Annotated in this window: 19 protein-coding genes; 4 read left to right on the top strand and 15 right to left on the bottom strand. The window is 41.5% G+C overall.

From position 1 onward, the window contains the following. Positions 1–23: 23 nt before the first annotated feature. The 11 genes from argF to ASG46_RS15705 form a co-directional block, all read right to left on the bottom strand. Positions 24–974 (bottom strand): ornithine carbamoyltransferase, encoded by a 951-nt coding sequence (argF, locus tag ASG46_RS15755; RefSeq protein ID WP_056705173.1) that lies wholly within the window; start codon positions 972–974, stop codon positions 24–26. After that, entirely contained in the window at positions 971–4,051 is a 3,081-nt protein-coding gene (locus ASG46_RS15750; RefSeq protein WP_046343171.1) for a carbamoyl phosphate synthase large subunit, read from the bottom strand. The genes argF and ASG46_RS15750 overlap by 4 nt, the downstream gene beginning before the upstream one ends. Next, positions 4,044–5,105, bottom strand: a complete 1,062-nt coding sequence (locus ASG46_RS15745; RefSeq protein ID WP_017360179.1) for a carbamoyl phosphate synthase small subunit — start codon at positions 5,103–5,105, stop codon at positions 4,044–4,046. The genes ASG46_RS15750 and ASG46_RS15745 overlap by 8 nt, the downstream gene beginning before the upstream one ends. A 69-nt stretch (positions 5,106–5,174) precedes the next feature. Beyond that, positions 5,175–6,326 carry an acetylornithine transaminase gene (locus ASG46_RS15740; protein WP_017360180.1) on the bottom strand — a complete coding sequence of 384 codons (1,152 nt, stop codon included), beginning with the start codon at positions 6,324–6,326 and terminating at the stop codon, positions 5,175–5,177. Continuing rightward, a complete protein-coding gene (gene argB / locus ASG46_RS15735; RefSeq protein ID WP_017360181.1) occupies positions 6,323–7,099 on the bottom strand; it encodes an acetylglutamate kinase in 777 nt (258 codons plus the stop codon). The genes ASG46_RS15740 and argB overlap by 4 nt, the downstream gene beginning before the upstream one ends. 14 nt (positions 7,100–7,113) lie before the next feature. Continuing rightward, positions 7,114–8,334 carry a bifunctional ornithine acetyltransferase/N-acetylglutamate synthase gene (gene argJ, locus ASG46_RS15730; protein ID WP_039167371.1) on the bottom strand — a complete coding sequence of 407 codons (1,221 nt, stop codon included), beginning with the start codon at positions 8,332–8,334 and terminating at the stop codon, positions 7,114–7,116. Between the two features lie 20 nt (positions 8,335–8,354). Beyond that, the gene (gene argC, locus ASG46_RS15725) at positions 8,355–9,392 is read right to left on the bottom strand and encodes an N-acetyl-gamma-glutamyl-phosphate reductase (RefSeq protein ID WP_048001745.1); all 1,038 of its coding nucleotides are present in this window, start codon (positions 9,390–9,392) and stop codon (positions 8,355–8,357) included. A gap of 138 nt (positions 9,393–9,530) precedes the next feature. Then, the gene (locus tag ASG46_RS15720; protein ID WP_048001695.1) at positions 9,531–10,079 is read right to left on the bottom strand and encodes an MFS transporter; all 549 of its coding nucleotides are present in this window, start codon (positions 10,077–10,079) and stop codon (positions 9,531–9,533) included. Continuing rightward, the gene (locus ASG46_RS15715; RefSeq protein WP_056705172.1) at positions 10,076–11,518 is read right to left on the bottom strand and encodes an FAD-binding oxidoreductase; all 1,443 of its coding nucleotides are present in this window, start codon (positions 11,516–11,518) and stop codon (positions 10,076–10,078) included. The genes ASG46_RS15720 and ASG46_RS15715 overlap by 4 nt, the downstream gene beginning before the upstream one ends. 116 nt (positions 11,519–11,634) lie before the next feature. After that, positions 11,635–11,943, bottom strand: coding sequence for a metal-sulfur cluster assembly factor (locus ASG46_RS15710; RefSeq protein WP_003211530.1), 309 nt, complete (start codon positions 11,941–11,943; stop codon positions 11,635–11,637). Positions 11,944–11,989: 46 nt separating this feature from the next. Beyond that, a complete protein-coding gene (locus ASG46_RS15705; protein WP_041507472.1) occupies positions 11,990–12,775 on the bottom strand; it encodes an alpha/beta fold hydrolase in 786 nt (261 codons plus the stop codon). A 137-nt stretch (positions 12,776–12,912) separates the two neighbouring features. Between ASG46_RS15705 and ASG46_RS15700 the strand changes: the two genes are divergently transcribed. The 3 genes from ASG46_RS15700 to ASG46_RS15690 all read left to right on the top strand — a co-directional run bounded on the left by ASG46_RS15700 (position 12,913) and on the right by ASG46_RS15690 (position 14,154). Continuing rightward, complete coding sequence (locus ASG46_RS15700) at positions 12,913–13,725, top strand: Cof-type HAD-IIB family hydrolase (protein WP_008348537.1); 813 nt, start codon at positions 12,913–12,915, stop codon at positions 13,723–13,725. 88 nt (positions 13,726–13,813) lie between these two features. Next, a complete protein-coding gene (locus ASG46_RS15695) occupies positions 13,814–13,966 on the top strand; it encodes a hypothetical protein (RefSeq protein ID WP_025207136.1) in 153 nt (50 codons plus the stop codon). Continuing rightward, positions 13,963–14,154, top strand: coding sequence for a DUF3813 domain-containing protein (locus ASG46_RS15690; protein ID WP_008348541.1), 192 nt, complete (start codon positions 13,963–13,965; stop codon positions 14,152–14,154). The genes ASG46_RS15695 and ASG46_RS15690 overlap by 4 nt, the downstream gene beginning before the upstream one ends. A 40-nt stretch (positions 14,155–14,194) precedes the next feature. Here the strand turns inward: ASG46_RS15690 and ASG46_RS15685 are convergent, their stop codons facing one another. Both ASG46_RS15685 and ASG46_RS15680 read right to left on the bottom strand, forming a co-directional pair. Beyond that, the gene (locus tag ASG46_RS15685; protein WP_008348542.1) at positions 14,195–14,650 is read right to left on the bottom strand and encodes a BsuPI-related putative proteinase inhibitor; all 456 of its coding nucleotides are present in this window, start codon (positions 14,648–14,650) and stop codon (positions 14,195–14,197) included. Between the two features lie 14 nt (positions 14,651–14,664). Beyond that, positions 14,665–15,507, bottom strand: coding sequence for a YitT family protein (locus ASG46_RS15680; protein WP_007499067.1), 843 nt, complete (start codon positions 15,505–15,507; stop codon positions 14,665–14,667). A 141-nt stretch (positions 15,508–15,648) separates the two neighbouring features. Between ASG46_RS15680 and ASG46_RS15675 the strand changes: the two genes are divergently transcribed. Further along, the gene (locus tag ASG46_RS15675) at positions 15,649–16,506 is read left to right on the top strand and encodes a DegV family protein (RefSeq protein WP_008348544.1); all 858 of its coding nucleotides are present in this window, start codon (positions 15,649–15,651) and stop codon (positions 16,504–16,506) included. Positions 16,507–16,547: 41 nt separating this feature from the next. Here the strand turns inward: ASG46_RS15675 and ASG46_RS15670 are convergent, their stop codons facing one another. Then, positions 16,548–18,197, bottom strand: a complete 1,650-nt coding sequence (locus tag ASG46_RS15670; protein ID WP_056705171.1) for a methyl-accepting chemotaxis protein — start codon at positions 18,195–18,197, stop codon at positions 16,548–16,550. Then, positions 18,194–19,171, bottom strand: coding sequence for a BMP family lipoprotein (locus ASG46_RS15665; RefSeq protein WP_056705169.1), 978 nt, complete (start codon positions 19,169–19,171; stop codon positions 18,194–18,196). The genes ASG46_RS15670 and ASG46_RS15665 overlap by 4 nt, the downstream gene beginning before the upstream one ends. Positions 19,172–19,350: the final 179 nt, after the last annotated feature.

The raw sequence follows: 19,350 nt of genomic DNA, 5'->3' as shown, positions 1-19,350 counted from the left end.
GCCGAGACAGGGACACTTGTGATTTATTTAGGTTGTTGATACATGAGCTCTTTGATTAACGCTTTTTGCACATGCAAGCGATTTTCTGCTTGCTGGAATACTTTAGAGTGTGGTCCATCAATGATATCAGCCGTCACTTCTTCTCCTCGGTGTGCCGGCAGACAATGAAGGAAGATATAATCTGCTGCTGCATGTTGCATGAGTTCCTCATTGACTTGATATTCTTTAAATTCAGCTAGACGTTTCTCTGTTTCAGCTTCCTGTCCCATGCTTGTAAATACGTCTGAATAAATGACACCTGCATCCTGAACAGCAGCTACTGGATCTGTTGTGACGATGACTTCTGCGCCTGATTGTTTTGCAAACGCCTGGGCAGTGTCTGTCACCTCTTGAAGAGGTTCATAGCCTTTTGGTGATGCAACGGCAATGTCACAGCCTAACTGCGCGCAGCCAACCATTAAGGAATGAGCCACATTATTCCCATCACCGATGTACGCCACTTTCACACCTTTTAGTGTGCCTTTTGCTTCTTTAATCGTCAGTAAATCAGCCAGTGCCTGACATGGATGAGAATAGTCCGTTAGTCCGTTGATCACTGGAATAGAGGCGTATTTTGCAAGTTCTTCTACCTTCTCATGTTCAAAGGTTCGAATCATGATGCCATCTACATACCCAGACAGCACCTGCGCTGTATCACCAATCGTTTCTCCTCTACCAATTTGCAGATCATTTGAGCTGAGGAAGAGCGCATGTCCGCCTAGCTGCGTCATGCCCGCTTCAAACGAGACACGGGTTCTAGTTGAAGATTTTTCAAAGATCATCGCTAATGTTTTTCCTTTGAATAAATCTTGATATGGATGTTGTTTCATTTCTTCTGCTTTTTCAATTAAGTACGCAATGTCATTGATCGAAAAGTCTTTTAACGATAAAAAGTCTTTTCCGTATAATGCCGGTTGCACGTCGACTTGGCTCATGCCGTCACTTCCTTTTTATATAATTCGTGGAGAGATACTGGTGATACATCTCCATCTTTTCCTTGCAGGAACGCTTGCGCTGTTTCATATTCGGTTAGAACTTGAACACCATGTGTGAGTGCTTTTACACGCTGTTCTTTTGCCTCTTCATCATCACCTAAATGAATGTGAAGCGATTTATCGTCTTGTTGCAGCCACGATTCAAAGCTGCCAGTCCAGACGTCAAAGCCTGCTCGTTTTGCTTCATCTACGAATAATTCACTGCCTTGTATAAAGAGGCTTCCTTTCTGTTTCCAGATCGGTGCAAACACTTTTTTCAACGCGCTTTCGACGTTCTTTCCAACACACATTCCTTCACCCGTCGCTTTCATTTCAGGTGTCAGCTTTAAATCGATATCTTGAATGGCATGTGAGGAGAAGACTGGGAATTTAACAGCTGTGCCCCCCTTATTCTTCGTTTCCGGTTTCAATTCTTCAAGCGTTGCACCAGCTAACAGCTGAGTCGCCATTGGGATCATGTCAACACCCATGACTTTACTTACAACTGGAACAGTCCGGCTTGCCCGAGGATTCACCTCTAATACGAGCGCCTGGTTCCCTTTTATCACAAATTGAATATTCATAATGCCTTTAAAAGCTAATTTCTTTGCGATTTGTTCAGAAGCGTTATACACCTGCTCTTTGATGTCTTCACTAATAGAGACACTTGGTAAGATGGCAAAGCTGTCACCTGAGTGTACGCCCGCTTTTTCAATATGCTCAACGATTGTTGGAATGAATGTCGTTTGTCCGTCTGAAACGAGATCCACTTCCACTTCTTTTCCAGTGACATACTCATCAATTAAGATCGGATAAGGTAAATGATCTGGCTGATCAAGTAGTTCTGCCAATTGAGCTTCTGTATGAACAACGATCATGCCCATTCCACCAATGACATATGATGGACGAATAAGAACAGGGTACCCGATGCTTGCAGCATGCCCCAGTGCTTCTTCTTTTGAATGAGCTGTATCTCCTTTTGCATGAGGAAGATTCAGTTCATCAAGAAGCTGATAGAATAAATCGCGATCTTCTAATGCATCTAGTGTGTCAAAGGACGTGCCTAACAAGGTAACGCCGGCTTTTTCTAAACCTTCCGCCACATTGATTGCTGTCTGCCCGCCAAATTGAACGATGACAAAATCAATTTGCTCCGCTTCAACTACGTTTAAAATATGTTCTAACGTGATCGGCTCAAAGTATAAACGATCTGCAATCTCATAATCGGTACTAACCGTTTCTGGATTATTGTTCATCATGATGGTTTCAAATCCAAGCTTTTGTAAAGTAAGAACGCCGTGAACGGCACTATAATCAAACTCGACTCCCTGCCCAATTCGAATCGGACCGGAGCCAATGATGAGTGCACGCTGCTTTGTTTTCTCTTGATGCTCTCCATCACTTTTGCCAAAGTACGTAGAATAGAAGTAATTCGTTTTTGCATCGAATTCAGCCGCACATGTATCGACAATTTTAAATGAAGCGGAAATGCCATACTCTTGGCGAAGCTGTCTGATATCTTGTTCACTGCGATCCGTCAGAGAAGCGATTGTTTCATCAAGGAAACCTTTTTCTTTTACCTTTCTTAAGGTGTCTTTGGATAGCGTCCCCTGATGGTTCTTCAATTCTTGTTCGAGTGTGATCATATTCTTGAAAACATGTAAGAAAAACAGATCAATCTTCGTCGTTTCATGAATCGTTTCAACGGTTTCTTGTCTGAAAAGAAGCTCCATGACTGCGAAGAAACGGCGATCGTCCGGTGTTTTGATTAATTCAAATAACTGTTCAGTCGTATGTTCTTTCAGTTCAGGCAAGTGGAAGCCCTTTGTTTTGATTTCAAGTGATGCGACGGCTTTTTGAATGGCAGATTCTAAATTACGGTCAATCGCCATGACTTCACCAGTCGCCTTCATTTTTGTGCCTAATTTCCGGTCTGCCTGTTTAAATTTATCGAACGGCCAGCGCGGGAATTTCACCACGACATAATCGAGTGCCGGCTCAAAGCTAGCATACGTTGTTCCTGTAAGCGGATTTTTCAATTCATCTAGTGTATAACCGACCGCAAGTTTTGCCGCCATTTTGGCAATCGGATAGCCTGTTGCTTTCGATGCAAGAGCAGAAGACCGGCTGACCCGAGGGTTGACCTCAATGACAAAGTATTCTTTGCTAAGTGGATCAAGAGCGAACTGGATATTACAGCCGCCAACGACATCAAGCGCTGAAATAATTTTTAAGCTTGCTGAGCGGAGCATTTGATAATCCTGATCCGTTAATGTCTGTGACGGTGCAACGACAATCGAGTCACCTGTATGCACACCAACTGGATCGATATTTTCCATGTTACATACAGTGATACACGTATTTTGACGATCTCTCATGACCTCATACTCGACTTCTTTAAAGCCAGCAATGCTTTTTTCAACTAAGCACTGATGAATCGGACTCGCTAGAAGAGCACCTTCAATCAGCGGTTTAAAAGCCTCTTCAGTTAAAGCGATGCCTCCCCCTTTACCACCAAGTGTGTAGGCTGGTCGAAGAATGACAGGAAAGCCCACTTCTTTTGCAAATTGAAGGGCGTCTTTCGCATTATCCACAATTTCACTTTCTGGTACAGGTTCATTCAAATGCTTCATGAGAGCACGGAATTTCTCACGATCTTCACCGTTTTCAATTGTTTCAACTGACGTTCCGAGCAGTTTTACCCCATGCTTTTTCAGCACACCGGCTTTTTCTAGCTCGACAGCAAGGTTTAAAGCTGTCTGTCCGCCAAGATTGGCTAAAAGACCATCTGGTTTCTCTTTTTCAATGATTCTTGTCACTGAATCAACTGAAAGCGGTTCAAAATAAATTTCATCAGCAAATGACTCGTCTGTCATAATAGTTGCTGGGTTGTTATTCACTAAGATGACGTTGTAGCCTTCTTCTTTTAAGGCCATACAACCTTGTGTTCCTGAGTAATCAAATTCTGCTGCCTGACCAATGATGATTGGACCAGACCCGATGACTAGAATGGTTTGTATGCTTTGATCTTTAGGCATGTGCGACTTCTCTCCTTGCTTGTTTCACTTTCTCAATAAAATCATCGAATACCCATTCACTTTCTGCAGGGCCTGGGTGTGCTTCTGGATGAAATTGAACGGACATAATCAGCTTCTCTTTATGAATGAATCCTTCAACAGATCCGTCATTCACGTGGAGGAATTTGACGTCCACTTCTTTGTCATTCATGCTTTTTTCATTGACCACATAGCTATGATTTTGGCTTGTCATAAAGACACGTTTTGATTCTGTATCTTGTACAGGATGATTCGCCCCGCGGTGGCCAAAAGGAAGCTTATACGTATCCCCGCCAAGCGCAAGAGCAATTAATTGATGACCTAAGCAAATGCCTAGTGTCGGGAAGGTCATCATGATGTCATGAATGGTTTTTAAATATGGCTTCATTGTTTTTGGATCTCCAGGTCCATTTGACAAAAGGATCGCATCTGGCTTGATATCAAATACCTTTTCCATTTGTTTGTACGGAATCACTGTGACTTTACAGCCGCGCGCTTCGAGTGAGTCCGCAATTGATTTTTTAAAGCCAAAATCAATGAGCGCTACATGTTCCTCACCGCTGCCTTGTGTGTATACTTCATCTTCTGTAACCTGCTCAACCACATTGTCTTGCTTCATTGCAGGCGGCGTTTCATTTTCGTCTAAACTAAGCACTGCGTTCATCGTTCCATTTGCTCGAATGTTCTGCACGACTGCGCGAGTATCTGTATGTGTAAGAAGCGGAATGTTCCACTTCTGTAAATAATCTTTTAAGCTTACGGCTGCAAGGTGATGAGAAAAATGCTCAGCTGCCTCATAGACAACGACCGCTTTTACTTGTGGTTTTTTGCTCTCAAAGTCTTCATGATTGATCCCGTAGTTTCCGATGAGTGGATATGTGAAAACAATGATTTGTCCTTTATAAGAAGGATCTGTGAGCACCTCTTGATAACCTGTCATCCCTGTAAAAAAGACCACTTCACCTGTTATGCCAGCTTCTCCTGTCAGATCTCCTTCAAAAGAGGCTCCATCTTCTAAATTTAAATAACCTTTCATGCTTGTGTCACCCCGTATTGAATAATTAATAATATAAATGCATGTTTATACGTTTCGATGCAAAAAAATTTAGACCGTTACTGTTTCATTTGCTAACACTTGAATGACCGCTTCTATTGCTTGATCCAATTCAACTTTTTTGACATTCAGTGGAGGTAATAAACGAATGACATTCGGACCAGCTGGAAGCACCAGCAAACCTTGCTCTCGAAGAGCTGTGATGTAATCACCTACTGGCTGGTGACACTCAATCCCTGCCATTAATCCTTTGCCCCGTACTTCTTTCACGATATTCAGCTGTTTGACTTCTTGCAGTCTCTTTAAGAGATACGCACCCTTTTCTTTCACTTCTGAAAGAAAGTCTTCTTTGAATATCACATCAAGAGTTGCGTTCACAGCTGACATAGCGAGCATGTTGCCACCAAATGTTGTGCCATGAGAGCCTGGAGAAAATGCATCCCCTAAAGCTTTTTTCCCTATCACTGCACCGACTGGAAACCCATTTCCTAAACCTTTTGCGGCTGAAATAATATCAGGATCAAGTCCCGATTGCTCATAGGCAAATGCTGTCCCTGTGCGCCCAATACCCGTTTGGATTTCATCTACAATCAGCAGCGCTTGATGTTTTTTGCAAAACGTTTGAACAGCTTCTAGAAATTCAGCTGTAGCTGGATTCACTCCACCTTCACCTTGCACCACTTCCAGCATGACCGCTGCGACATCATCGATTTCACACGCTGTGATCGCTTCAGGGTCATTAAACGGTACATAATGAAAGCCTTCCAGCATCGGTCCAAAACCAGTTTTGATTTTATCTTGACCTGTGGCAGCCATACCAGCATACGTGCGCCCATGGAAAGAGTGCAAAAACGTCACAATATTTGTTTTCCCTGTTGCTTTTCGGGCCAATTTGATAGCCCCTTCATTCGCTTCAGCCCCGCTGTTGCAGAAAAATACGAGATCTCCTGAACTGTTTGCTGCCAGCTTTTCCGCTGCTTTTTCTTGCAGTCCATTTTCAAATAGATTTGATACGTGCCAGACCTCGTCAAGCTGCTTCTTGATGGCTTGATTGACCTTTGGATGATTGTGACCTAAATTCGTGACCGCAATGCCTTGTATAAAGTCTAAATATTTTTTCCCAGTTGTATCAACTGCCCAAGAACCTTCTGCCTCTTTAATTTCAACATTCCACCGTCCGTACGTTTGAAAGAGATGACTCACAGGACCGCCTCCTTTTGTTTTACAATTCGAGTTCCTTTAAAGGTATCTCCTGTAAAAATACTGCCTTTTCCATTCACAATCATGACTTCATCCACATCTCCTGATAAAGCACTGAGCGCAGATTGCACTTTTGGAATCATTCCCCCGGAAATAATGCCTTCATCGATGAGCTTGAGAGCTTCTTGTTCGGTGACAACGTCTAACAGCTCACCATTTTTTAAAATTCCTTCCACATCTGTGACAAACATGAGCTTATCAGCTTTCATAGCTCCTGCGACTGCTGATGCTGCAAGATCAGCATTTACATTTAACGTTTGGCATTCTTCGGTCATAGATAGCGGCGCAATGACGGGAATGAATTGTTTCTCCATTAGTGCTTCTGCCATCTCTGGATTGACTTCTTTGATTTCGCCAACGTACCCATATACATCTTGATCGAGAAAATCGGCGACAAGCATCTGTCCATCTTTACCAGATACACCGACAGATGATATATCATGCTTTGCCAGTTCTGAAACAAAGTATTTATTCACCGTTCCTGAAAGGACCATTTCGGCTACCTCTAACACCGGCTTTGTTGTTTTGCGCTGTCCATCTACAAATTCCGTTTTCACTTCTAATTTTTGCAGCATGCTCGTGATTTCAGGACCTCCGCCATGTACGATAGCCAGTTTAAATCCAGCAGCTTGAAGTGAGCGGACATTTTCATAAAAGGTATCGGAAAGTTCTCGAATGACACTGCCTCCACACTTGAACACGATCGTTTTATCCATGTCTATCTCCTTCATTATGTGCGATAGCTCGCGTTAATTTTCACATAATCATAGGTAAGGTCACAGCCCCATGCTGCCGCTTCACCATTTCCTTCATTCATTTGAATGAAAATCGTAATCTCATCCTGCTCTAGATACGCTTTTGCTTCCTCTTCTGAGAAAGACTGAGGTTCGTTATGTTTAAACAGACACTGCCCGCCTAAGTAAACTTCCACCTCTTCTGGCGTGACAGAAGCTGCGCTATGACCGATTGCTCCGATAATCCGTCCCCAGTTGGCGTCCGTACCGTATACGGCTGTTTTCACAAGACTTGAACCTACGATTTTTTTTGCAATAATTCCCGCTTCTAAGTTGTTTTTAGCACCAACAACTTTCGCTTCGATTAATTTAGTTGCGCCTTCTCCGTCTCTTGCAATCTCTTTTGCTAGATCTTCGCAGGCTAGTTTTAATCCTTCTTTAAACAATGGCCATTCTGGATGTTCTTCATTCAGTGCCTGGTTTTCTGCCATTCCATTTGCCATCACAAGCACCATATCGTTAGTTGATGTTTCTCCATCGACGGTAATTTGATTAAACGTCACATCTGTAATGTCACGAAGAGCATTTTGCAAAGCTTCTTGTTCGACATTTGCATCGGTTGTGACAAACCCGAGCATTGTTGCCATGTTCGGATGAATCATACCAGAGCCCTTTGCTGCACCAGAAATGAGAATCTCTTTCCCGTCTATCGTCAAGGAGTATGTCGTATTTTTAATGACTGTATCTGTTGTTAGAATCGCTTCTTCAAAGTGGCCATTTCCTGCTTTTGCTTCTTTTAGCTGAGCGATGCCTGTTTTGATTTTATCCATATCCAGACACTCTCCAATGACACCAGTAGAAGAAACAGCAATGTAATCAGGCTCTGTCCCTAACATGTCTGCACAGGCTGCCTGCATGTCGTATGCATCTTTTAATCCCTGCTCACCTGTACATGCGTTGGCGATCGCACTATTGACAATGACACCTTTTAGTTTGCCCGTCTTTTTCAAGCTTTTTTGTGTGACTTGAAGAGGCGCAGCTTGAAAGTGACTTTGAGTGTATACCGCTGCACTCGCTGCTGGTACTTCACTGATGATCAAGCCAAGGTCTTTTTTTGAATAGCGTAATCCTATATGAATCCCCTTTGCTTCAAAACCTTTTGGTGATGATACGTCCCCGTCTATTTTGACAATACTTTTTTCATTCAATTCGATCATGTTTGTTGTCTCCCCTGTTCTTATGGATAGAGAGGTGTCATTGTGAGGCCCGCCTCTTCATGTAAGCCTTTGATGATATTGAAGTTTTGAACCGCTTGGCCGGCTGCGCCTTTCATGAGATTATCTATGACAGATACAATCGTCAGTCTGCCTGTTCGCTCATCTAAATGAAAACCAATGTCACAGAAGTTACTGCCGTATACTTCTTTTGTTTGCGGATATATCCCATGATCTCTCACTCTTACAAAATAGGAATCTTCATAAAAGTCCTTCATCCGTTTCATTAATTCTACTTTTGTGACATCTGCTTTCAATTGTGTATACATCGTCGCCATAATCCCTCTTGTCATCGGGACAAGATGTGTTGAAAATGTGATGTTCGCCGTTTGCGGGTTCCATTCTCTAAGTACTTGTTCTATTTCAGGTGTGTGCTGATGTTCATTCACCTTATAAATTTTAAAGTTATCGTTCAGCTCTGAAAAATGTGTGCCAAGTGAGGCTGATCGTCCTGCACCGGACACCCCGGTTTTTGCATCTATTATGATCATAGATTCATCGATTAAATTCTGTTTCATCAGCGGTGCTAAACCTAGAAGAACTGCAGTAGGAAAGCAGCCTGGGTTTGCAATGACTTCCGCTTGCTTAATGGTATCACGATTCAATTCAGATAATCCGTATACAGCTTGTTGAACCGATGCATCATCCGCTGCCCTTCGTTTATACCACGCTTCATAAACGGCCCCATCTTGAATGCGCAAGTCACCTGATAAATCAATAATTGGCACCCCTTGATTCATGAGCTTCGGTGTGAGTTCACTTGAAACGCCTGCTGGTGTCGCTAAAAACACAGCATCTGTTTCTTGCACAATGGCAGCCGGATCAATGGCTTTTAATGTTTGGTCAGTAATCGTTGTCAGATGCGGATAAGATTGACTGTATAATTGCCCATCACCACTTGATGAATACAATATACATTCCTCCACATGTGGATGCTGCTTAAAGATACGAACTAATTCCGCACCACCGTACCCTGTAGCACCTATAATACCTATTTTCAACGTCAATACACCCTCTTGATCTTTGTGAAATTATTTAACATTATAACATGTATAAAAATTAATTCAATTGTATATTTAATATTTGTTTTCATTTTTTTTCATAAAAAAATCCACATATCTTCGTGAGACATGCGGATTTTATCTATTGTTCTTCATATTGAGAACCAAAAGCGCACTGCATAAATATAATAGGGAACTTGCATAAAAAATCAAATGAATGGTGAAAAAATCAGCAAACAGGCCGCCAAGCATGATGGCGATAGATGAAAAAAGCGCTGTCCAAAAATGATAGTGCCCAACTTCTTTCATTCGCTTCTTCTCATTTGTGAGTTCGGTGACGAGCAGTTTCTCTCCGTGCTTCTGAACACCACCTAGCACACCTAAGGCAATCTGAATCATATAAACTTGCTCTACTTCTGTGATATGTGGAAAAAGGAGAAGAAGAAACGCCATACCAAACGAATGAATGATTAAAAAGAGACGCCTGTCGGTCGTTTCAGGAAGTTTTCCTAATAATAAATGAATGAACGCACCGCTCAAACCAAACAGACCATAAGCAAGACCAAATTGAGAATAGCTCGACCCAACATTTTTAATAAAAAGAATATAAAAAGGGAAAATGAGACTACTGGCGAAAAACAGTAGACTTTGTGAATAGACGAACCATTTCATTGCTTTAGCATTCATTGTGTATTGTACCTTTCATAAAAGTAGTTGATAAATCTGCCATCTGGATCTGCTTGCTTTTTCTTTTGAAAGAATAGATCGGTTTTTGGATACGCTTGTTTCATTTGTGCTTTCGTTTGATAAGGCATGTATGGTAAGTAATAGCTTCCATGGTGCCGCAAGGTGATATCTGTCATTTGCCGGATGACCCGCTCTGCTTCTGCCTTCTCTTCTTTCTCAAAACCATAATTCACTAACAAAACAAGTGCAAACATATCTTCTTTCGCATATGAGAGATCCGCTTTTTCATTTTTTTGTACGTAGCGGATCGTGATGTTCATTAAATTCAATTCTTCCTGTTGTAAAAACCCTCTCATGTCATCGATATACGCACGAAAACGATCAACTGGAACAAAGTATTCTTGAAGCACATCGGTATCTGACTCATTTTCATATTCTAAAAAAGCAGAATCAGACCGCATCACGTTATTTCTTGTGATCAGCTGGTCATTTTGACTTTGAAAATACTTCTTTTGCAAGTTCCATAGCAAATCTTTCCTATCAAATCTTCTCGAAAGGCCGAGCATAAATTTTAAAGGGATGACGAGCTGATCTTCTTTGAGCTCGCGGTATGGATCGATCTGTTGATCAGAAGTAAGTGAATAATTCGTCACATACATCTCTTTCAAAAAATTTGTTTTCGCTGTAGAGATTCTTGCGAGATGCATGCGCACTTCTTTATTGTTCTTTACATGCTTTTGAAAATAATCAGTGTATTCATCGAAGTGTAGAGAGGTTGTCTCCATTTTATATAATTCATCCTTTGTTAAGGAAAGCTCAACATCTAAAATGACACCGAATAAGCCGTATCCTCCAATCACGGCAGTAAATAAATCATCGCTAGGCTTTACTGTGATGATCTCTCCATCTGCTTTTAACAGTGTGAAAGAGCGCACAGTGTCAATAAGTGAGCCGTAGCGAATGTCACGTCCATGTGCATTTGCACTTAACGAGCCACCAATCGTAAAGATGTTTTGAGATTGCATCACCTTTACTGCAAGACCATATGGGTTCACATATGTTTGAATATCATCCCATGTGGCGCCGCTCTGGACCCGAATGGTCTTCTTTTTTTCATTAAATGATACGATTCGGCGAAATTTCGTCATGTCTAGTACAATGCCATTTTCATAATACGTGTGGCCGCCCATACTATGCTGCTTTCCGGCGATTGAAATGGGCAGATTCTTCTCTTTTGCTTCTTCTAATACTTCTTTTAAAGATTCTATTTCTTTTCCTTGCACGACTTTTTTTATTTTGACCGGCATGAGGTGACTCACATCTGTAAACGCCTCAAGTCCTTGTCTTTTGTGTGCTTGATCTTCACGTATAGAGACTGATGCAAAAAAGGCAGCACCATATCCCATCAAAAGGACGATCCATATCCACTTTCGTTTCATTATAGGTACTCCGTTCTATAAAATTACATCCATTATATCAAGCCATACTCCTCCTCTACCTTAATTTTTCATAAAAAAACCTGGTACGAGTTCTACTCATACCAGGTCGTATTTACTTATTGAATACCAAGCGCAATTTTAGCGTATCTTGACATTTTGTCACGTGTCCAAGGTGGATTCCATACGATGTGAACTTCTGTTTCTTTCACTTCAGGCAAGTCGCTTAATGCTTTTTTGACTTCATCGACGATAACTGGTGCAAGGGGACAGCCCATTGATGTTAAAGTCATTGTGATATCCGCTTTTCCATTCTCATCAAGATCGACATCATAGACAAGTCCAAGGTTGACGATGTCTACGTTTAACTCAGGGTCAATCACCTGTTCTAGGGCGCCTAAAATATTTTCTTTCAATGCTTCATCCATGATATCCACTCCTTTTTCAACTAGTATAACGTACTTTTCCTTTTGGCTAAACGTTTGTGCTTTTCAGGTGTGTCACAAACCAGTCAATGGTTTCAAACATCGCTTGTCTTGAGACCTTATGGCCAGCCTGTCCATCTGTAATAAAACGAATCAGGTGCGGATCTTCTTTATATTGGGTTTCTGCTAACTCGTCATAAAGAGCTTTTGCATGTCTGTAAGGGACAACTGGATCGTTTTCTGCATGCCAGAATAACAGCGGTCTTTTGTTTAATCGATCTGTTTGTAGCGTTAAATCATAAGGACGCAGCGCGTCTAATTGCTGATGAACCTCTTCATCTGTAATCTCTTTCATCAACCCTTTGTGCCGCATGTCCATAATTTGTGCTTGTAGGAATGTCGTATATTTCGGACTGCCCATCAAGCTGACTGCCGCTTTAATCCAATCATGTTTTGCGAGTGCACCAAAGGTCGTGATGCCTCCCATGGAAGTACCTGCAACACCTATTAGATCGGCTTCAATCAATTGTTTTTCTTGAAAATATGTTTTTAAGATATCGATTTCACGTATTTCGTTCAGGACGATTTCCCAAAACTTTGATGCCAGCTCCTCTAAGCTGAGGTTTTCTGATCTTACACCATGATAAGCACAGTCAGGCAAAATGACTCTCATGCCTTTTTCCGCCAAATGAAAGGCGAAGTGTAAGTTGTGCTCGCGTGCACTTGTAAATCCATGTATAAAAAATACAAGTGGCATCGGTTTATCTTTATTTTCAGCTTTTACGATATGTAAAAATGGAATATCGTGTGTCATTTGCTCATCAATGGTGATCACAGCCTATGAATCCTCCTTTATCATTCCCGTCTTTGTTTATTTTAACATGTAGACAACGAAGATGTGATAAAGATACACTATAGGTGGAGGCACCCGCACCAGCTGCCTCCTATTACTTACAGATCAAAGGAGATTTTATGGAGACTAAACCTTATCTAATCGCACTTGACCTGGATGGCACGTTATTAAAAGACGATAAAACGATTTCTGCACACACACTTGATGTCATTCAAAAAGTGAAAGACAGCGGGCATCATGTCTGTATTTCAACTGGCCGGCCATTTCGTTCCAGCTCTCCTTATTATCAGCAATTGCAGCTCGATTCACCGATTGTGAACTTTAATGGAGCGTTTGTCCATCATCCTCTTGATGAAAAATGGGGCAGATTTCACACATCACTTGATCTTCAAGTCGTGAAACAGCTTGTGGATATTAGTGAGGAATATAAAGTACACAATGTGTTAGCTGAAGTGCTAGACGATTTGTATTTCCATTATCATGATGAAAAGCTCATTGATATATTTAATATGAATGCAAACAAAGTGACCGTTGGAGACCTTCGGAACAATCTTGGAGAGAATGTCACAAGCGTCTTAATTCACGCAAAAGAAGAAGACGTCGGAGCGATTCGGAGCTATTTGACAGATGTTCATGCAGAAGTGATTGACCACAGACGCTGGGCTGCTCCGTGGCACGTCATTGAAATCATTAAAACAGGTATGAACAAAGCCGTTGGACTGCAAAAGATCAGTGATTATTACGGTGTGCCTCAGGAGCGGATTGTGGCATTCGGAGATGAAGACAATGATTTAGAGATGCTTGAATTTGCTGGATGCGGGGTTGCAATGGGCAACGGGATTGATGCAGTGAAACGCGTCTCTAATGAAGTGACAGATACGAATGAACAAGATGGGATTGCAAAATTCCTAACGAATTACTTCTCGCTTTAATTTTTCCATTCATACATAGCAGGTCGAAGCGGGCATACTACCGTTAGACAGGTTGTCCTGTCAGCTTGTGTAAAGGGGCGGATTCCGAATGGGTAAAAGAAGCAAATCGAAACGCTTTATACAACAAGGTAAAGATTCAGTCAGTCTACATGACGCACGTTTTCCGTATCGTTCCACACTTGAAGAAGCTACGGAGGACAGGGGAAATATGAAGACTGATGCTTCTGGAGGTTCATTGTGAGAAACGAACTTTTTGATCAAGCCAAATCATTTACTGAGGAAGCCCTTACTTCTTCATTTCCATCTGGTTTAGAGCGTCAACAAGCAGTTCAGCGAGCTAAAAACGCCGTATCATCTGCATTTGCTAATTCGACAGATGCAGAAAGAAACCAGCTGCATACGTTCCAAGACCTGCTTGATGATCTTTAACGAAAAAAGCTGTCCGCTTTGTGGACAGCTTTTCTTATGCTTATTTCACTTGGAACGTTTTCTTCTCAGTGATTTGCTTTAGCCCTTCTGCTTTTCCTTTAAATGTGACGACCGCTTCATACGTTCCCGGCTCCACACCGTTTGACCACGTATCTTGGAAGTCATATGTTTCATCTGCTTTCAGCACAAAGGATTGGATGGCTTGTGTGAACATACGGTCTTTCGAGTAACGGTATTTTTCATTTCCGTCTTCATCGTACACACTCAATTCGAATTTTTGACTTGTGTTAAACGTGAATTCAATATCTCGATCTGATTCATTTTTGAGTGACATATGAAATTGAACCGAAGAACCTTTTTGGACGGGGTCTACTGTGAGTACAACGGTTTTTTCTCCCATTTGACCGGATACCTCCTTGTCTGGTTCATCCTTTTTTTGTTGTCCACAAGCTGTTAAAACCAATAGAACGAGAAAAAGCACTAACCCTTTTTTCATCTTCTACCCACCTTTTAATCTCGTCTGAAAAATCCAAGAATATTGGTTGTTTGAACAATATTTGTAAAGGCTTTTGGATCGACTTCCTTTATAATTTGTTCAAGTTCATACAGCTCATACCTTGTAATGACAATGACCATCATTTCTTTTTGTTCATTGGTAAATGCCCCTTTTGCCGGAACAGTCGTAATCCCTCTGACCATTTTTCCATAAATGGCTTCTTTGATTTCATCTGCTTTCTTTGTCACAATCATGGCAGTCAGCTTTTCATGTCTCGTATGGATAGCATCAATTACCCTAGTCGTCACATATAATGTGACAAGGGTATATAAAGCTTTCTCCCAACCTTGTAACAATCCTGCTGTAAAAATGATAATTCCGTTTAAAATGAAGAAATACGTGCCCACTGGTTTGTCTTTCCATTTCGCTAAAATCATCGCAATAATGTCAAGGCCGCCTGTAGATGCCCCATATTTCAGTGTAATCCCAATGCCAAGTGCAGAAATGACTCCGCCAAATACAGCATTTAATAAAATATCTTCAGAAACACTTGTCTCTGGTAAAATGCCGAGGAAAATCGTTGTCAGTGCCACACTAATAATGCTATACAAAGTAAAGGAACGACCAACCTTCATCCAGCCTAAAATGCCGACCGGAATGTTTAAAATAAATAATAGGATTCCTGTTGATAAATAAAACGGTGCATATTGATCGATTAAACTAGATAATAGCTGGGCAACCCCTGTAAAACCACTTGCATATACGTCAGCAGGGATTAAAAATAAATTCAGCCCAATCGCATTGAGTAAGGCACCAATGACGACGACGATGAATTTTTTTGCTTCTCCAATGAACATGTTGTCATTCCTCCACTTACCATTCTCTCTATGGTTTTCCCTAAAATTTAGAATTTGAACACGAAAAAATGATTTTCTATGATATAGTTAGGCTAAAAAGATGTAAAATATGGTTGATTTTTTTAGAAAGAAGGGATTTTGATGACTGTTCATATCATAGCAGACAGTGCTGCTGATCTGCCTCTTTCTTATTATGATGAACAAAACATGACACTCATTCCGCTTCGTGTATTACTCGGCGAGCAGGAATTTGAGGATTTGATCACCATTGAACCAAAACAAGTATTTGATGCGATGAGACAAGGCGCAAGTCCAAAAACATCACAAGCTTCACCGAACCGGATCAAAGAAGCCTTTGTTTCTGCAGCCCAAACCCATACATCCGCTATCTATGTTGCCTTTTCATCAGAGCTTTCAGGTACATACCAAACCGCTGTGATGATGGCAAACGAAGTGAAGGAAGAATACCCTGATTTCGATTTACGAATCATTGATTCTAAATGTGCTTCACTTGGTTATGGACTAGCTGTCAAACACGCTCAATCACTTGCCATTGACGGAAATACAATACAAGAAATTGAAACGTCTGTAAAGCATTTTTGTGAATCTTTACAACATATTTTTACTGTAGACGATTTATCGTATTTAGCAAGAGGCGGAAGAATCAGTAAAGCGTCCGCATTTGTTGGCGGATTGTTAAGTATTAAACCCATTTTACACGTTGAGGATGGAAAACTGATACCCCTTGAAAAAATTCGTGGCCGTAAAAAATTATTGAAACGCATTATCGAGCTGATGAAAGAACGCGGATCTGACTGGTCTAGTCAAACTGTTGGCATTAGTCATGGAGATGACCCTGCACTTGCAGAAGAAATGAGACAATTAATCGAAGCGGAATTTCACCCAAAAGAAATCGACATCCAGGTCATCGGCGCGGCTGTTGGGTCCCACTCAGGCCCTAGCACACTTGCCATCTTCTTTACAGGCAGCCCATCATAAAAAGCACCCTTCCCTGAAACATCACGGGAAGGGTGCTTTTCTTATGATAGCTTAAATCGGTGAACGGTTTCGTTTAACCTTGCTGTCATATTCATCAGTTCTTCTACTTGTTTGTTCATTTGATGGAAAGATTGCAGCTGTTCGTTTGCCGAGGCAGAAATTTCTTCGCTGCCCGCTGCCGTTTCTTCTACAACGGCACTAATATTTTCAATCGAGTGCAGCACTTGTCCACCAAGCTCTGTTGATTGAATGATTTGGTCATTTAAGACCGCCATTTCTTGCTTAATATGTTGTGCTTTTGTTTCTATATCTTCAAAGGAGTGTGAGGTTTTGTCCATTGCATCTTGCTGCTGAAGTGATAGCTTGACCCCTTCTTGTACAGTTTGGCTAATGGATTGAATGCCTTTTTCAATATGACTCACCATGTCAAAAATTTGTCTTGTTGCACGAGACGATTCATCTGCCAGCTTACGGATTTCGTCCGCTACGACGGCAAACCCTTTGCCAGCTTCTCCTGCTCTTGCCGCTTCAATCGCCGCATTAAGCGAGAGGAGGTTTGTCTGGTCCGCAATATCAGAAACCGTTTTGGCCATTGCGGAGATTCCGCTTGCGTACTGAGTGAATTCTCCTGCTGACTCTTCAATTTGTCTCGTCGCACGTGTATTTTTTTCAATGGCTGCTTTTGTTTCTGTTAACGTGTGCTTTCCGCTATCCACCGCTTCAATGGCATCCTCTGTACTACGGATGACTGTATGTGATCTTTCGGAATTCTTACGGCCATGTGAATCCATTTTCTCAATCAAACTAACGCCATGCTGAAGGTCTTCTGAAATCGCTTGTGAACCATTCGCCATTTCGTCTGTCGATACAGACACTTGATTGGCCGATTCCATAAGCTTTTTGTTTTCATCATCTAGCTGAATCGAGAATGATTCTACTTGGCTTGAGACATGGCTGATTTCTTGAATCAAGCTAATCAGCTGATCCGTCATTTGATTGAACGACTCATTTAATCCGCCGATTTCATCTTTCCGCTTGATGTTCATCCGCTCCACAGCGAGGTTTCCTTCGGCAATCTGTTTTGCCCGGTAAGAAAGGGATTTGATTGGCGTCACAATGGATCTCGTTAAACCAATATTTAAAAAGACGGCGATGACAATCAGCGTGAGGGCTGCGACAGATGCGCTTGTGATGATCCTTTGCACATTGTCTGCCGCCTCCTCTAAATGGTATTCATACGCTTCTTGTGCTCTTTTATTCATCGTATGCACGTCGTTTAAAACACCGTCAATTCTGGCAGCCACTCGTCTGGCATCAGAGGCATTTTTTTCACCAATGGCATTGTTTGCTTCTTGCGTCCATGTGTCAAACTTTGAATTTAACCGTGTTAGGGCTTCTTTGTTCATATTTCCTGCGTTTTTGTTTAACATTTGCAGCTGTTTTTTCGCTGTCGATATATCGTTTTGAACGACCTCTAGCTGTTCATCTGAAAGGGTCATGGAATAATTGGTCATGGCTTGTTCGACACTTTCAAAGCTGGCCTTCGTTTTTTGTACGTTCAGTAAGGTTTGAACTTCTGTTTCGCTTGATGACTGAATCTTTGTCATACTCACAATAATAAAGGCAATTACGCCAACCGCTAAAAGAAGTGAAATGAGTGAGTTGAGCAAAATTTTGATGCGTAAGCTCATGATGCTGCCCCCTCTTCTTTCAGAAGTGTCTGCTTCAGTCCATTTAATTTTTTGGTTAATTTCTCAGCATCTTTGAGCACCCGGATTCTTGCCATATCGATTCCGTCATTACTTAAGTCATAAACGATATGCCCGCTTTCGATTTTGCTGCTTTTGACGAGCTGTTCGCTGAATTGATAGACGACTTCATCGACTTTTTTGACCATAGACGAAATAACGGCTTTTTCAGCTGTATAATACTGATCGCTGTCCACACCGATTGCATATTTGCCTTGCGTTTGCGCTTCTTTTAATACACCAACACCCGTATAACCGGCTGCGGCATATAAAACATCTGCTTTCTTTTTGATCATGTCTTTCGCTATTTTACTGCCTTTGCCTGCATCACTAAATGTGCCAGCATACGTGGATACAATCTTGATGTTCGGATTCACTGATTTTGCACCTTTTTGATAGCCTTGTTCAAATCGGTGGATCACCTCTGCATCGACTCCGCCAACAAAACCAATGACATCACTTTTTGTTGTCATGGCAGCAAGTGCTCCCGCTAAATAGCTGCCCTGCTCTTCTTTAAAAGTCACTGATGTGACATTTTTCAGTTCAGACACAGCATCAATGAGTAAAAATTGCTTTTTCGGATATTTTTTCGCTACCTTTTCTAAGTCTTCTTGCATACTGAAACCTACACCGATGATCAGGTCATTTCCATCTTTCACAAGCTCGGTCAGCCCTTTTTCATATGTATCGGTTTCTGCAATTTCTCTATAATCGAATTCAATGCCAAGCTCATCACGTGCTTTTTCTAATCCTTTAAATGATGAATCGTTAAATGATTGATCACCAAGACCATCATCCGTCAGCATGACACCAATATGCTTCGCATTTGATACCGGTGGTCCTCCCTGCTGATTGCTGCATGAGGCGAGCACCATGATCATAGCTGCCATCAGAAGTAATGAAATCTTCACTTTCATCCAAAAACACACTCCTTTTATCATCCTTACCCCTTATTTATCGGATTTGAGAGTCATTGTTTCAATGATAAAGTGAAGGATTTTCAGCTTTTTTCATGACTTTTTTCACTGAAAAAAACCATTATTTATGACAAAAATAAAAAAAGTGAGCAAATGCTCACTTCAGATTGTTGACAAAG

Source organism: Bacillus sp. Leaf49 (assembly GCF_001426125.1).
In the GTDB taxonomy this organism is placed as follows: Bacteria; Bacillota; Bacilli; order Bacillales; family Bacillaceae; genus Bacillus; species Bacillus altitudinis.
This window is presented reverse-complemented; position numbering and strand designations above follow the sequence as displayed.